Source organism: Solimonas fluminis, assembly GCF_002930645.1.
Lineage (GTDB): Bacteria > Pseudomonadota > Gammaproteobacteria > Nevskiales > Nevskiaceae > Solimonas_A > Solimonas_A fluminis.
On the sequence record NZ_PSNW01000011.1, the window covers coordinates 1 to 15,027 of the forward strand.

At 66.6% G+C, this 15,027-nt stretch carries 11 protein-coding genes; 3 read left to right on the forward strand and 8 right to left on the reverse strand.

The genetic code is table 11. The features are described 5' to 3' along the window. The 3 genes from C3942_RS17345 to C3942_RS17355 form a co-directional block, all read left to right on the forward strand. The coding region (locus C3942_RS17345; RefSeq protein ID WP_133164342.1) for an OmpA family protein at positions 1 to 353 on the forward strand (353 nt) is incomplete at its 5' end. A 481-nt stretch (positions 354 to 834) separates the two neighbouring features. Then, entirely contained in the window at positions 835 to 3,186 is a 2,352-nt protein-coding gene (locus C3942_RS17350) for an Ig-like domain-containing protein (protein WP_104231633.1), read from the forward strand. Between the two features lie 25 nt (positions 3,187 to 3,211). Next, on the forward strand, positions 3,212 to 4,786 hold the full coding sequence (locus tag C3942_RS17355) for an OmpA family protein (protein WP_243393654.1): 1,575 nt from the start codon (positions 3,212 to 3,214) through the stop codon (positions 4,784 to 4,786). Positions 4,787 to 5,337: 551 nt separating this feature from the next. Here the strand turns inward: C3942_RS17355 and C3942_RS17360 are convergent. The 8 genes from C3942_RS17360 to C3942_RS17395 all read right to left on the reverse strand — a co-directional run bounded on the left by C3942_RS17360 (position 5,338) and on the right by C3942_RS17395 (position 14,875). Next, complete coding sequence (locus tag C3942_RS17360; RefSeq protein ID WP_104231634.1) at positions 5,338 to 7,323, reverse strand: acetyl-CoA carboxylase biotin carboxylase subunit; 1,986 nt, start codon at positions 7,321 to 7,323, stop codon at positions 5,338 to 5,340. A 22-nt stretch (positions 7,324 to 7,345) separates the two neighbouring features. Further along, positions 7,346 to 8,155, reverse strand: coding sequence for an enoyl-CoA hydratase/isomerase family protein (locus tag C3942_RS17365; protein WP_104231635.1), 810 nt, complete (start codon positions 8,153 to 8,155; stop codon positions 7,346 to 7,348). A 124-nt stretch (positions 8,156 to 8,279) separates the two neighbouring features. Further along, positions 8,280 to 9,905, reverse strand: a complete 1,626-nt coding sequence (locus C3942_RS17370; protein WP_104231636.1) for an acyl-CoA carboxylase subunit beta — start codon at positions 9,903 to 9,905, stop codon at positions 8,280 to 8,282. A 153-nt stretch (positions 9,906 to 10,058) separates the two neighbouring features. Beyond that, the gene (locus C3942_RS17375; protein ID WP_104231637.1) at positions 10,059 to 10,925 is read right to left on the reverse strand and encodes an SDR family oxidoreductase; all 867 of its coding nucleotides are present in this window, start codon (positions 10,923 to 10,925) and stop codon (positions 10,059 to 10,061) included. Positions 10,926 to 10,993: 68 nt separating this feature from the next. Beyond that, positions 10,994 to 11,926 (reverse strand): electron transfer flavoprotein subunit alpha/FixB family protein, encoded by a 933-nt coding sequence (locus C3942_RS17380; protein ID WP_104231638.1) that lies wholly within the window; start codon positions 11,924 to 11,926, stop codon positions 10,994 to 10,996. Positions 11,927 to 11,930: 4 nt separating this feature from the next. After that, positions 11,931 to 12,677 carry an electron transfer flavoprotein subunit beta/FixA family protein gene (locus C3942_RS17385; protein ID WP_104231639.1) on the reverse strand — a complete coding sequence of 249 codons (747 nt, stop codon included), beginning with the start codon at positions 12,675 to 12,677 and terminating at the stop codon, positions 11,931 to 11,933. Positions 12,678 to 12,744: 67 nt separating this feature from the next. After that, a complete protein-coding gene (locus C3942_RS17390) occupies positions 12,745 to 13,206 on the reverse strand; it encodes a hypothetical protein (RefSeq protein WP_104231640.1) in 462 nt (153 codons plus the stop codon). 7 nt (positions 13,207 to 13,213) lie between these two features. Further along, positions 13,214 to 14,875, reverse strand: a complete 1,662-nt coding sequence (locus C3942_RS17395) for an electron transfer flavoprotein-ubiquinone oxidoreductase (protein ID WP_207766135.1) — start codon at positions 14,873 to 14,875, stop codon at positions 13,214 to 13,216. Between the last annotated feature and the right edge of the window lie 152 nt (positions 14,876 to 15,027).

Here is a 15,027-nt window from a genome sequence, read left to right on the forward strand (position 1 = left end):
GCTGCGCGCTGGACAAGAACTTCATCCTGCGCGGCGTGAAGTTCGAGTTCGACTCCGACCGCCTGACCGAGCCGGCCAAGCTGATCCTCAACGAAGTGGGCGAAACCCTGAAGGCCTACCCGACGATCAAGGTCGACCTGGAAGGCCACACCGACTCCGTGGGCTCGGACAACTACAACCTGGGCCTGTCGGAGCGCCGTGCCAACGCGGTGAAGACCTACCTGGGCGGCCGCGGCATCCCGGCCAACCGGATGAACCCGGTGGGCTACGGCGAGACCCGCCCGATCGACAGCAACGACACCGAGGCCGGCCGCGAGGAGAACCGCCGCGTGGAGCTCAAGGTGCTCGAGTAAAGCAAATCTCCGCGTGGAGGGGCCCCGGCGCCAGAGCGCCGGGGATCCTGGCGAAGAGATCTGCGGTTTGATGGACCGAACCCCGCCCTGCCCGGCGGGGTTTTTTCTTTGTCCGCCCCCACGCCTTGCGCGGGGATCCCCAGCGTCGTGAGTTGGCGGTGGGAACCCCCAGAGGGTCGCCAGGAATGGCGACCCTCTTTTCTTTGCCTGCGGTGGATCGCCCCGTTGGAGCAATCCGGCGGGGGTTTTTCCTTGCCCACCCGGTCAGTTCGCGCCTACCCGTTCAGGCAATCCATGACGCACCTCTGGCCGACCCCGGACAGCAGGCGGAATGCAACCCCGCAAACTCGGACCAAAGGAGGAGGCATGGCACGCTCACTGCTTGATAATCTTGGACTTTCTCCTTGACGGACGCCTGCGGGGTCTGTCATAAGCGTTGGTATAAGTAAATAGTCGAAACTTCAGCTTGGGGATCCCTCTCATGAGAGACAGCGTTCGCTTCTTCCAACCTCGCGCCGTGCTGCTGCTGGCAGCCCTGGTGCTCACGGCCTGCGGAGGCGGCGGCGGTGCCCGCAGCCCCGATCTGCCCTTCCCCGAACTGTTGAGCTTCAGCGTCTCCTGCGCGCCGACGCCCGACCCGCTGGAAGTCAACCAGACCTCGACCTGCGCCCCGGTCGCCGGTAGCTGCCAATACCGGGAAGTGCTGGCCTCCGGCAACACGCGCGTCGTCAACCGCGACTGCCCGGCCGTGAGCTGGTCCAGCTCCGCGCCTTCGGTCGCCACCATCAGCGACACCGGCGTGATCACCGGCGTTGCCGCCGGCACCGCGACCGTCACCGGATCGATCGATGGCGTCGCGCAGACCGTGCCGGTGCGCATCATCGAGGCCACCCTGGTCGATGCCCAGATTTCCTGCGCCCCCAACAGCATCAACCAGGGCGCCACTTCGCAGTGTTCGGTGATCGGCCAGTGCGACTACGAGCTCAATGGCCAGCCGGTTGAGCGCCCCTGCCCGGCCGCCGCCTGGTCCACCAACCTCGGCACGATCAACGCTTCCACCGGCGCCTACACCGGCACCGCCGTGGGCACGGCGACCATCACCGCGCAGATCGGCCGCCTCACGCGTACCACGCAGATCGCCGTGCGGGAAACCTGCCTGCAGAGCATCGTCGTCTCCACCGTACCGGCCGGCACCACCAGTGTCATCGCCGGCAACAACGTGGTCTACGCGGCCACGGCCCTCTACCGCAACGGCACTTCGGGTCCGGTCACCTCGACCACGACCTTCAGCAGCAACAAGCCGAACGTCGGCAGCTTCCCGGCAGGCGTCGGCCAGTCCACGCTGAGCACCAACCCGGCGCTGGCGGCCCAGGATGTCGTGACCGTCACCGGCACCTACAGCGGCACCACGGAAATCTGCCCGGGCGGCAGCACCACGGACAACGAGTTGCTGACGGTGATCCCGGCGCAGCTGATCGCGCTCTGCCTGGAGCCGGCGGACACCAACGGCGCCTTCGACACCTGCCGTAACGACACCGGCGCCTGCGTCACCGCGCCGGTGCAGCTCTCCATCGACAGCAAGCGCCAGCTGCGCCTGCGCGCCCGCTACGAGGCCGGAGCGGTCGACCGGGAGTGCAACGTCACCAATGCCGCCGACAGCAGCTTCACGTCCGACGCTCCGGCGATCGCTTCCGTCACCAATGACGTGACCACCGGCCGCGGCGAGCTGACCGCCAACGGCGAAGGCAGCACGACCATCAAGGGCTCGGCGGTCATTGCCGGCGTCCGGCAGAACGCCAACGACCTGACCGTCAACGTGACCCTCAACGAGGTCCTGGGCGGCAACAGCGTCACCGTGTCGGCCAAGAGCCTTTCGATCCCGGGCGAGCCGAGCAAGTTCGCCTGCGTCGGCGCCACCGACCTGGTCGGCGGCCTCACCGACAGCTCGCGCCTCCAGGGCGTCCAGCGCCTCTACGCCGGCGCCCGCTTCTGCACCCCGAGCCAGCGCGTCGACGGCGAGTGCCAGACCTTCATCGACGGCGACACCTATCGCGACGTCACCAACGATGACGGCTTCCTCGCACCGAACGAGCCCGGCAACCGCATCAACTGGGAACAGTCGCCCGGCTACTGGAACGGCGAGGCCTGCGTGGCGACGCTGCCGGCTTCTCTGCCCATCGGCGGCGGCGCCCCCGCCATCGTCGGCGACAACCTGACCCCGGCGGCCGACTATGCCGCGGGCAACCGCGCAGCGGGCCAGAACGGTGTCGTGGTCGGCACCGGCAACCTGCGCCTGGGCTTCGCCTGCGTCACCGCCGAGTACACCAACCCGCGCTCCGCGACCAACAAGGACCTCGACGGCATGACCGTGCTGGTGCTGCCGGTCACCAACGACGTGCTGCTGGGTTCGTCCAACGACCAGGACGCCACGCAGCTCTGCGCGGCCCTGGAGTCGGTCTTCATGCTCGGCGGCTCGCCCAACGGCGGCAGCGGTGTCGTGACCCAGGTCCTGAGCGCCGTGACGGAGATCGTCAATCCGATCCTGCAGGCGCTGGCCTCGGGCGACGAGCCGGGCAATACCGGCCCGATCCCGGTGGACGACATCGTCGAGGGGCTGCTGGGCGCTCTCGCCGATCCGCTGACCCAGACGCTGTTCGCGACGCCGCTGGGAGACCTGGTCGCGCTGCTCGACAACACCGTCTATGCACCGTTGCTTTGCGGCGTCGATACGCTGCTGACGGCCATCCTCAATGCGGATCCGGCAGCGATCGGCGGCGCACAGCTCTGCGTGCCGGAAGAGCCGACGTTCCCCTTTCCGTTTGCGGCGCCTTAATCGATAAGCTCAGGGAAGAACAACAATGAACTTCAAGCACCTGATGTGTGCAACCGCGCTGGGACTGATGCCGGTCCTGGCCATGGCCCAGACGGCCGCGCCGGCTGCCGCCGCGTCGGCACCGCCGCCGGCCCCGGTCGCCGCCGCTCCTGCCCTGGTCGAGGTACAGGACAACCGCTGGTCGCTCTGGCCCTATGCCGGCGCCGTGATGTCCGACAAGTCGGATCTCGATACCGGCCTGACGGCAGGCCTGCTGGCCACCCGACCGCTGACGAACCGCCTCGTGCTGGAACTCGGCGGCGACTACAGCAACCTGGAGACCACCAACGCCGGAGACTACGAACGCATCAGCGGTCGTGTCGGCCTGGAGGCCTTCCTCGGCAAGCCCTTCCACCCGTCGTCCTGGGATTTCCAGCCCTACGTCGCGGCAGGCGCACACTTTTCCACGGTGGATTTCCTCGGTGAAAGCACCGGCGCCTGGGGCCCCTACGGCAGCGTCGGCTTCCTGCAGCGGCTCGGCGACCTGACGATGCTCAAGCTCGAAGCCCGCTACCAGCAGGACGAGGTCCAGGAGCAGGGCAACCTGCCGGAAGAGAGCTACTACACCTGGCAGGCCTTCGCCGGCCTGCGCATTGCCCTGGGCAAGAAGCCGGGCGATGAAGACGGCGACGGCGTGCCCGACCACCTCGACAAGTGCCCGGGCACTCCCAAGGGCGTGGCGGTGTACTCCGACGGCTGCCCGACCGACCTGGACGGCGACGGCGTACCCGACTACCTCGACAAGTGCCCGGGAACCCCGAAGGGCACGGTCGTGGGCCCGGACGGCTGCCCGGCGGACTCCGACGGCGACGGCGTGCCCAACGAACTCGACAAGTGCCCCAACACGCCGCGAGGCGTGCAGGTGGGCCCGGACGGCTGTCCGATCGACAGCGACGGCGACGGCATCCCCGACGCCTACGACAAGTGCCCCAATACCCCCAAGGGCACCGTCGTCGGTCCGGATGGCTGCCCGGCGGCGGATGCCGACGGCGATGGCATCCCCGACTTCATGGACAAGTGCCCGGAGACGCCGAAGGGCGTGGCCGTGGGTCCGGACGGCTGCCCGCTGGACAGCGACGGCGACGGCATCCCGGACTACCTCGATGAATGCCCGCGCACACCGCCAGGCGCCAAGGTCCTGCCCAACGGCTGCGCCCTGACCGGCGACTGCCGTACGCCGCGCCCGGGCGAGGCCGTGGACGCCAACGGCTGCGCGCTGGACAAGAACTTCATCCTGCGCGGCGTGAAATTCGAGTTCGACTCCGACCGCCTGACCGAGCCAGCCAAGCTGATCCTCAACGAAGTGGGCGAGACCCTGAAGGCCTACCCGACGATCAAGGTCGATCTCGAGGGCCACACCGACGCGATCGGCTCCGACGCCTACAACCTGGGCCTGTCGGAGCGCCGCGCCAATGCCGTGAAGACCTACCTGATGGGCCGCGGCATCCCGACCGGCCGCATGAACCCGGTGGGCTACGGCGAGACCCGCCCGATCGACTCCAACGACACCGAAGAGGGTCGCGAGAACAACCGCCGCGTGGAACTGAAGGTGTTGGAGTAAAGCAGCGAGCCGCGTGGAGGGCCCCTGGCGCCAGAGCGCCAGGGATCCTAGCGCAGCGAGTCTGCGGTTCAGATGACCGAACCCCGCCCTAACCCGGCGGGGTTTTCTTTGCGCGGCGCCCAAGCCTTGCGTGGGGATCCTTAGCGTCGTGAGTTGGCGGTTGAAACCCCGAGAGGGTCGCTAGGAATGGCGACCTTTTTTTTGCCCGCGAGGATCGGGGACGCCATCCATGGCGTGACTGCTGTTTACCCACCTACCCTCGGGGCGGCCCTCCATGGCCGCCCGTGATCCACCGCAGGCGATGCCATTCAGGCATCGCCTGCGGTGGATCAACCCGCGCTAACCCGGAAGGTTTTCCATGGGCTTGAGGGAGGCCAAGCGGACTGCCGGCCCATTCGTGCTGATCGTGTCAAAGCATGAACGGATTCCCTACACGGCCAGCGGCGGCCCATCCTTCGACAGGCTCGGGGCAAGCGGCTTTCGGCTGCGCTGATCCCCGCCCGACAAAAAAGCCCGCAGCGCGGGCTTTCCTGTTCGCGCGAGGCGGATGCTCAGGGTTTTACCACCACGAGCACCTGCCGGTTCTTGACCTGCTGCCCCGCGCTGACGCTGACCGACTCCACCACCCCCGATACCGGCAACTGCAGCTGGAACTCCATCTTCATCGCTTCCAGCACCGCCAGTGTCTGTCCCTTCTCCACGCGGTCACCGGGCTGGACGTGCACCGCGACAACCTTGCCGTCGGAATGCGCCAGCAGGCGGCCGTCGGAGCCCGCCGCAGCGGCCTGCACGGGGGCCAGCGACGCATCGCTGTAGCGCCAGCAGGCCGATTCGGCGTCGACCCAGATGCTGTCGCCATCGCGTGCCAGGCGCGCCTTGCCCTGCACCGCTTCGCAGACGTAGGAGAACTCCTGCTCCCCGCTGCGGCTGACGTCGATGCGCAGCTTCTCTTCTCCCAGCCCGATGCTGAACACGCGACCTTCCTGTGCCCGGACGTCCAGCGTGTACTCCTGCTCGCGCCACTTCAGCTTGTAGCAGGCCGGCGACTCGTGCGAGCTGTGCCAGCCGATGAACTCCGGCGCCAGGCCATGCTCCTGCGCCAGGCGCCGGGCGTCGTCCAGGTACAAGGCCACGGCCGCCAGGGCGACCTGCCGTGACGTGGGCTTGCGCGCGGCGACCGTCTCTGCCGGGAAGTATTTGCCGATGAAGGACGTGCTGAAGTCGCCCGAGGCAAAGGCCTCGTGGCCGACGATGTCGAGCAGGTAGTCGCGGTTGCTGACGACGCCCAGTAGCGTGGTGTCGCGCAGCGCCTTCAGCAGCCGCTGGCGAGCGGTCTCGCGGTCATCGCCCCAGGCGATGATCTTGGCCTGCATGGAGTCGTAGAACGGGCTGATCAACTGCCCCTCCTGCAGGTAACTGTCGACGCGGACGCCCACGCCTTGCGGAGCACGCCAGCGCAGCACCTTGCCGGTCTGCGGCAGGTAGTTCTGCTGAGGATCCTCGGCGCAGAGGCGCACCTCGATGGCCCAGCCCCTGCTGCGCCGCAGGATCTCGTCCTGCGACAGCGGCAGCCTCTCGCCCTGCGCCACGCGCAGCTGCCACTCCACCAGGTCGAGCCCGAAGACCAGCTCGGTCACCGGGTGCTCGACCTGCAGGCGGGTGTTCATCTCCAGGAAGTAGAACCGGCCATCGCGCGCCAGCATGAACTCCACGGTGCCGGCACCGACGTAGTCGACGGCCTTGGCCGCCGCAACCGCGGCTTCGCCCATGCGCTGGCGCAGGGCCTCGTCCACGGCCGGCGACAGGGCTTCTTCCACCACCTTCTGGTTGCGGCGCTGCACCGAGCAGTCGCGCTCGCCGAGGTACACCACGTTGCCGTGACGGTCGCCGAAGACCTGGATCTCGACATGGCGCGCATCGACCACGGCCTTCTCGATCAGCAGCTGGCCGCTGCCGAAGGCATTGGCGGCCTCGGAGCGGGCCGACTGGATGCTGGGCAGCAGCGCGGACTCCTCGTGCACCAGGCGCATGCCGCGCCCGCCGCCGCCCGCCGCCGCCTTCACCATCACCGGCAGGCCGACCTTTCTTGCCTCCGCCACCAGGGTCTCGTCCGACTGGTCCTCCCCCTGGTAGCCCGGCACGCAGGGGACGCCGGCGGCGATCATGCTGATCTTGGAGGCGGACTTGTTGCCCATGGCCTCGATCGAGTGCGGATCCGGCCCGATGAACACGAGGCCGGCATCCTGCACCGCCTGGGCGAAATCCCCGCGCTCGGACAGGAAGCCGTAGCCCGGGTGCACCGCTTCGGCGCCACTCTGCCTCGCCGCCGCGATCAGCTTGTCGATGGCGAGGTAGGACTCCTTCACCGGCGCAGGGCCGATGTGCACGGCCTCGTCGGCCTCCAGGACATGCATCGCGTCGCGATCGGCGTCGCTGTAGACGGCGACGGTGCGGTAGCCGAGCTGCTTCGCGCCGCGGATCACGCGGACGGCGATTTCGCCACGGTTGGCGACGAGTATCTTGGTGAATCGGGCCATGGGTTCTGCCTCTTCTCTTTTTCTAGTTCTGCGCCCACTTGGGCGCACGCTTCTGCATGAAGGCCGCGATGCCTTCCGGCGCCTCCGGTCCGCGAACGCAGGATGCGAACTTCCGCGCCGCATCATCCAGCACAGCGTCCATGTCGAGCTTGCCGACGTTGAGCAGGATCTGCTTGGTGAGGGCATTGGCCTGCGGCGCGCAGTTCACCACCTGCGACAACGCGTCCTTGAGCTTGGCCTGCAGTTCCTCCTCGTCGGAGAAGCTTTCATGTACCAGCCCCAGCCGCAGGGCCTCGGCACCGCGGAACTGGGCGCCGGTCAGGCAAAGGCGGCGCGCCTGCGTCAGGCCGATGCGCTCCACCACGAAGGGCGCGATCTGCGCCGGCGGCAGGCCGCGCGTGGTCTCGGGCATGCCGAACTTGGCCTCGGCGTGGGCAAAGGCGATGTCGGAGACGCAGGCCAAGCCGAAGCCGCCGCCCAGCACCGCCCCCTCGCAGACCGCGATCACCACCTGAGGCGCCGCGCTGACCTGGCGCAGCATCACGCCGAAGGAGCGGTTCATGGCGACAATGGGATCGGCCTCGCCCGGCGCCGGCGGCTTCATGCCACCCGCCATCATGCCCTTGAGGTCCGCGCCGGCGCAGAAGTGGCCGCCGGCGCCACGCAGCACCACGGCGCGCACCGCGGACTCGCGAATGGATTCGAATACGCTGGCTATCTCGGCCAGCAGCTCCGGCGTCATCGCGTTGCGCGACTCCGGGCGATTGAAGGTGACATGCAGCACGCCGCTGTCGAGGTTCAGCAGCAGGTTTTTGCACTCGGGTAGGTTCATTCCTTTCTCCTTCTTTTCGTCATACCGGCGAAAGCCGATCTCCAGCCCTGCAGGCACGGCCAATCCTTGAAGGACTGGATGCCGGCTTTCGCCGGCACGACGGGGACTGGCGTGCTTCATCCACTCAGAACCGCGCCACGCCGAAGGTATTCGGGAAGGTCGTGCGCGCCTTGCTCTCGCGGCAGACCGAGAGGCACAGGCCCAGCACCTTGCGGGTGTCGCGCGGGTCGATCAGGCCGTCATCGAACAACCGTGCGGTGGCGGCGAAGGCGTGGGATTCCTTCTCGAACTGGCTGATGATGTTCTGGCGGAACATGGCCAGCATCTTCTCGTCGTTCTCCGACACCTGCTTGCCCTCCTTCTGCCACTTCTCGCGCGTGACGATCTCCATGACTCCGGCGGCCTGCTCTCCGCCCATGACGGCGGTGCGCGAGTTGGGCCAGGCAAAGATGAAGTGCGGCCCGAAACCGCGGCCGCACATGCCGTAGTTGCCGGCGCCGAAGCTGCCGCCCATGACGATGGTGATCTGCGGCACCGTGGCGTTGGCCACGGCCTGGATCATCTTGGAGCCGTGCTTGACGATGCCGCCCTGCTCGGCTTCCGTGCCCACCATGTAGCCGGTGGTGTTCATCAGGTACACGATCGGCGTGTTGGCCTGGCAGCAGAGCTGGATGAACTGGCCGGCCTTGGTGGCCCCCTTGGGCGTGATGGGGCCGTTGTTGGAGATGATGCCGATCTGGTGTCCGTGAAGCGTCGCGCGGCCGCAGATGGTCTGCTGGTCGTACTCGTTCTTGAACTCCAGGAACTCCGAGCCGTCGACGATGCGCGCGATGACCTCTCGGCAGTCGAAGGGCTTGCGGTAGTCCGGCGAGACCACGCCGCACAGCTCCTCGACGTCATACAGCGGCGCGCGCACGGGCAGCAGCTCCAGCCGCGGGCGCGAGGCGTTCCAGTTGAGGTTCCTGACGATCTCGCGGGCGATGCGGATGCCGTCGGCATCGTTCTCGGCGATGAACTCGGAGGTGCCGGCCACCGCGCAGTGCATCTCCGCACCGCCCAGGCTTTCCTCGTCGGCGATCTCGCCGGTGGCGGCGCGCAGCAACGGCGGGCCGGCCAGGAATACCTTGGCGCGCTTGCGCACCATCACCACGTAGTCCGACATGCCCGGCAGGTAGGCGCCGCCGGCGGTGGAAGAACCGTGCACCAGCGTCACCTGCGGGATGCCGGCGGCCGACAGGCGCGCCTGGTTGGCAAAGGTGCGGCCGCCGGGAATGAAGATGTCCGCCTGGTACATCAGGTTGGCGCCGCCGGACTCGACCATGGAGACCGTCGGCAGTTTTTGCTGCAGGGCGATCTCCTGCATGCGCAGGCCCTTTTCCACCCCCCCCGGGGTCATGGTGCCGCCCTTGATCGCGGAGTTGGAGGCGGAGACCAGGCAGCGCGTGCCGGAGACGTAGCCGATGCCGATGATGGTGTTGCCGCCGGCCAGGGAGCCGTCCTTGTCGTCATGCCGCTTGTAGCCGGCCAGCGTCGCCAGTTCCAGCCAGGGCGAGCCGCGGTCCAGCATCAGGTGCACGCGCTCGCGCGGCAGCAGCTGCCCGCGCTTGCGGTAGCGCTCGCGCTTGGACTCCTCCTCCTTGCGTCCCTTCTCCTCGATGGCGCGCCATTCCTCGATCAGTTTCAGCAGGCCTTCGCGGTTGTGCTGGAACTGGCTGCCGCCGGTGTCGATTCGGGATTCGATAACAGGCATTTCCAATGTCTCTTGATATCGGGGATTTTGGCGAGTTTAACCCCGTATAAACAATGTTTTCATCAACAATTGGGATTTCCATTTGTTCCACTTCCTGGCTCCGGCGCGCACAAAAAAGCCGCCCGGAGGCGGCCCTGGAAATCCCGGAAAATCCTATTCCTTTACAGCCTTGGGCTTGAAGGCGCGATGGAAGCCGACATAGGGCTTGGCATTCCTGTGCGGCTGCAAGGCGAACACCTTCTTGTTGAGGCTGCCGCCGCCATCAATCTTGATGCAGTCACCGGTGACGTAGGCGGCCCCCTCGGACAGCAGCCAGACGATGGCGGAGCTGATCTCGGCCTCCTCGGCCATGCGCTGCATCGCCACCTCGCCACCCAGCTTGGGGATGATCTCGGCCTGGAAGACCGGGTCATACTGGTCCATGCCGCTGGAGGCGACGAACCCCGGCGCCACGGCGTTGACGCGAACACCGGAAGCCGCCCATTCCATCGCCGCCGTCTCGGTGAAGCTCAGCATGCCGGCGCGGGCAGCGCCGCTATGGCCCATGTTGGGCATGCCGCCCCACATGTCCGCCAGCATGTTGACGATGGCTCCGCCGTTCTTCTTCATCCACTGGTTATAGACCTCGCGCGCCACCAGGAAGCCGCCGGTGAGGTTGTTGGCCACCACGGCTTCCCAGCCCTTCTTGCTGATGCTGGCGAGGGGCGCCGGAAACTGGCCGCCGGCATTGTTGACCAGGCCGTGGATCGCACCCTGCTGCGCGAGGATCGTCTTAACGGCTTCCTTCACCGACTCCTCGTCGCGGATGTCGAAGGCCTGCGTCGATACCCGGCCGCCGTCCTCGATGATCTCTGCCGCGGTCTTCTCCAGCTTTTCCAGCTTGCGGCCGGTGATGACCACGTGCGCGCCCAGCGCGGCCAGCTCGTGCGCGACGCAGCGGCCGATGCCCGAGCCGCCGCCGGTAACGACGATGGTCTGGCCGGCGAACAGGTCGGAACGGAATACGGACTGGTAACCCATCTTTTCACCCTCCGGAAACGATCAAGGCCGGGAATTCCCGGCCTTGATCGGTACAGCCCTGATGTCTCTTACAGCTTGCCCTGCAGCTCCGGGACCACCGCGAACAGGTCGCCGACGAGGCCGATGTCGGCCACCTCGAAGATCGGGGCCTCCGGGTCCTTGTTGATGGCGACGATGGTGCGGGCGTCCTTGATGCCGGCAAGATGCTGGATCGCGCCGGAGATACCGATCGCGAAGTACAGCTCCGGGGCGATGATCTTGCCGGTCTGGCCGACCTGCATGTCGTTCGGCACGTAGCCCGAGTCCACCGCGGCGCGCGAGGCACCGACGCCGGCGCCGATCTTGTCGGCGAAGTCGTAGATGACCTTGAAGTTCTCGGAGGAACCCAGGGCGCGACCGCCGGAAACGACGCGGCTGGCGGACTGCAGATCCGGGCGGGCGGATTTCTGGGCCTCGATCTTCACGAAACGGGTGTGCGACGGCAGGGCAGCGCTGACCGAGACGGTCTCGACGGCGGCGGAACCGCCCTCGGCCACCGCGGTGAACGAAGCCAGGCGCACCGTGGCGACGACCGTGCCGGCCGCGGCTTCCACGGTGGTGATGGCGTTGCCCGCGTAGATCGGACGGTCGAACTGGCTGGCGCTGTGCACGGCCATGATGTCGCTGACCTGCTGCACGTTCAGCTTGGCGGCCACGCGCGGGGCGAGGTCCTTGCCGTAGGTGGTGCCCGGGAACAGGATGTGGCTGTAGCCCTTGGCCAGTTCGACGATCTGCGGCGCGAGCACCGAGGCGATCGGGTAGGCATTGGCGGCGTTGTTGACGACCAGCACCTTGGCGACGCCGGACAGCTTGGCGGCCTGGGCGGCGACGGCGGCGCCGTCGGTCGCGAGCACGGCGACGTCGATGTCGCCACCGATCTTCTGCGCAGCGGCCAGCGTCTTGGAAACCGAGGCGTTCAGCTTGCCGTCGCTGTGCTCGGCAATGACGAGAATCTTGCTCATGTTCTTACACCAGTCCCTTTGCCTTGAGTGCGGACACCAGTTCGTCCACGGTCTTGACCATCACACCCTTGGCGCGTGCCGGCGGCGGGGCCACCTTGACGGTCTTGGTGCCGGCTTCGACAGCCACGCCGACGTCGCCCAGGCCGATGGTCTCGATGGGCTTCTTCTTGGCCTTCATGATATCCGGCAGCTTCAGGTAGCGCGGCTCGTTGAGGCGCAGGTCCACGCTGACCACGGCCGGCAGGTCGACTTCCAGGGTCTCGAGACCGGCGTCGATTTCGCGGGTGATCTGGGCCTTGGAACCGTCAACCTCGACCTTGGAGGCGAAGGTGGCCTGCGCGATGTCCAGCAGGGATGCAACCATCTGGCCGGTCTGGTTGGCGTCGTCGTCGATGGCCTGCTTGCCGCAGAGGAACAGCTGGGCGCCTTCCTTCTTCAGCACGGCGGCGAAGGCCTTGGCGGCCGTCAGCGGCTGCACTTCGCCCTCTTCCTTGATGTGGATCGCGCGGTCGGCGCCGAAGGCCAGCGCGGAGCGCAGGGTCTCTTCGTTCTTGGCGCCGCCGATCGTCACGGCGACGATCTCGGTGACCTTGCCCTTCTCGCGCAGGCGAACCGCTTCTTCCATCGCGATTTCATCGAAGGGGTTCATGCTGAACTTGACGCCGTCCGTGACCACGCCCGAACCGTCGGACTTGACCTGAATGCGGACGTTGTAGTCCACCACGCGTTTGACGCTGACTAGAACTTTCATTCTCTCGATCTCGGTTTATTCCAAAACTACCCCAAACGAGCCGGGGGACGGCGCGTTCACATCAAATCTAGGGACTTGCGAACTTCGCATTCGAGTATTCGCAGCAGTCCTTGTCAATGACCCAGCGGCCATTCTCCCTCACCAGCACGATTTTCTCGACATGCTCGATCTGCTGGTCGAGCACCCCGGAGCGGTTGTTGGTCTCCAGGGTGACCGTGTTCAGGTCCTCGCTGACCGCCGACGAGAGGATCTGGACCTCCCAGGGCGCGGCCTCGGCCTGCCCCTTGAGCCACTGCTGCTCGTCCTCCTGCGGCATGTCGGGCTCGGCCATGCGCTGCTCCTGGCGCCGCGCCTTGGACAGCTTCGACTGGCAGAGCTGGTACATGCCGAGGTCCGCCTGGCGCAGCGCCGTGTAGCAGCGGTTGTAGGTCGCCGTGGCGTCGCGCTCGGCCTGCACGCGCGCCGACACGCAGCCCGACAGGGGCAGCAGCACCAGCGTCAGCATCACCAGCCAGGCGGAACGGGGCATCGCGGCCTTACATGTTGGCGTAGTTGGGACCGCCGCCGCCTTCCGGGGCAACCCAGGTGATGTTCTGCGCCGGATCCTTGATGTCGCAGGTCTTGCAGTGCACGCAGTTCTGCGCGTTGATCTGGAAGCGCTTGTCCTGGCCCTCGCCCACCACTTCGTAGACGCCGGCCGGGCAGTAGCGCTGCGCCGGCTCGTCGTACATCGGCAGGTTCTTGGCGATGGGGATGGTCTTGTCCTTCAGCACGAGGTGGACCGGCTGGTCTTCCGCGTGGTTGGTGCTGGACAGGAATACCGAGGACAGCTTGTCGAAGGACAGCTTGCCGTCCGCCTTCGGGTACTCGATCTTCTGCGACTGGGCCGCCGGCTTCAGGGCGGCATGGTCGAGCTTCAGGTCGTGGAAGGTCCAGGGGAACTTGCCGCCGAACCAGTTCTGCTCGATGTAGTTGATGGCGCCGCCGATCAGCGAACCGAACTTGTGCAGGAACACGCCGAAGTTGCGCGACTTGTACAGCTCCTCGTACAGCCAGCTGGACTCGAACTTCTGCTGGTAGCCGGTCAGCTCGTCACCGCCTTCGGAGCCGGCGAACAGCGCTTCCGCCACGGTCTCGGCACCCAGCATGCCGCTCTTCATCGCGGTGTGGCTGCCCTTGATCTTGGCGAAGTTCAGCGTGCCGGCGTCGTCGCCGATCAGCAAGCCGCCCGGGAAGGTCTGCTTGGGCAGAGAGTTCAGGCCGCCCTTGACCAGGGCGCGGGCACCGTAGCCCACGCGCTTGCCGCCCTGAAGGTACTGCGCGATCTTCGGATGATGCTTGAAGCGCTGGAACTCGTCGTAGGGCGAGAGGTAGGGGTTGGTATACGACAGGTCCACGATCAGGCCGCAGACCACCGTGTTGTTCTCGAGGTGGTACAGGAAGGAACCGCCCAGCGCCTCGGTACCCAGCAGGTTCAGCGGCCAGCCGGCACCGTGCACGACCAGGCCCGGCTTGTGCTGCTCGGCGGGGATGGTCCAGATTTCCTTGATGCCGATGGCGTAGTGCTGCGGATCCTTGCCCTTGGCAAGCTGGTACTGCTCGATCAGCTGCTTGCCGATATGGCCGCGGCAGCCTTCGGCGAACAGCGTGTACTTGGCGCGCAGCTCCATGCCCGGCGCGTAGTCCGAGGTCTGTTCGCCCTTGTGGTTGACGCCCTTGTCGCCCAGGGTCACGCCCTTGACCACGCCGTCCTCGACGATCGGCGTCTGCGCGGCGAACTCGGCGTAGACCTCCACGCCCAGCGCCTCGGCCTGGTCCTTCATCCAGCGGCAGAGATTGGCCAGCGAGATGATGTAGTTGCCCTCGTTGTGCATCGGCTTGGGCACGAACAGGTTGGGCATCTTGAAGGCAGCGGTTTCGCTGCGGAAGAAGTAGATGTCGTCACCGACCACCGGGGTGTTCAGCGGCGCACCCTTCTCCTTCCAGTCCGGGAACAGCTCGTTGAGCGCGCGCGGCTCGAACACGGCGCCCGAGAGGATATGGGCGCCGACTTCCGAACCCTTCTCGACGAGGCAGACGTTGATTTCCTTGCCGGCCTCGGCCGCCTTCTGCTTCAGGCGGATAGCGGCGGACAGGCCGGCGGGACCACCACCGACCACAAGGACGTCGTACTCCATTACATCGCGTTCAACGGACATTTAGGCAGTTCCTGGCTGCTCCCGGTACTCTGGGAGGCTGGCTGTTGGGCAAATTAGAGACGCACATTGTAAACCGTCGCGCGCGCCGGACCTACCCTCCGTAAGACAGGTTTTGCTGGCTTTACAGTCAATTCCGGCCGAAAACCGGCCCG

What these genes read in the sequence shown, in the direction of transcription:
- C3942_RS17360 (WP_104231634.1), bottom strand. Translation starts at nt 7,323, where the DNA reads ATGGCCCGATTCACCAAGATACTCGTCGCCAACCGTGGCGAAATCGCC.
- C3942_RS17375 (WP_104231637.1), bottom strand. Translation starts at nt 10,925, where the DNA reads ATGGGTTACCAGTCCGTATTCCGTTCCGACCTGTTCGCCGGCCAGACC.
- C3942_RS17390 (WP_104231640.1), bottom strand. Translation starts at nt 13,206, where the DNA reads ATGCCCCGTTCCGCCTGGCTGGTGATGCTGACGCTGGTGCTGCTGCCC.
- C3942_RS17385 (WP_104231639.1), bottom strand. Translation starts at nt 12,677, where the DNA reads ATGAAAGTTCTAGTCAGCGTCAAACGCGTGGTGGACTACAACGTCCGC.
- C3942_RS17355 (WP_243393654.1), top strand. Translation starts at nt 3,212, where the DNA reads ATGAACTTCAAGCACCTGATGTGTGCAACCGCGCTGGGACTGATGCCG.
- C3942_RS17350 (WP_104231633.1), top strand. Translation starts at nt 835, where the DNA reads ATGAGAGACAGCGTTCGCTTCTTCCAACCTCGCGCCGTGCTGCTGCTG.
- C3942_RS17365 (WP_104231635.1), bottom strand. Translation starts at nt 8,155, where the DNA reads ATGAACCTACCCGAGTGCAAAAACCTGCTGCTGAACCTCGACAGCGGC.
- C3942_RS17370 (WP_104231636.1), bottom strand. Translation starts at nt 9,905, where the DNA reads ATGCCTGTTATCGAATCCCGAATCGACACCGGCGGCAGCCAGTTCCAG.
- C3942_RS17380 (WP_104231638.1), bottom strand. Translation starts at nt 11,926, where the DNA reads ATGAGCAAGATTCTCGTCATTGCCGAGCACAGCGACGGCAAGCTGAAC.
- C3942_RS17395 (WP_207766135.1), bottom strand. Translation starts at nt 14,875, where the DNA reads ATGTCCGTTGAACGCGATGTAATGGAGTACGACGTCCTTGTGGTCGGT.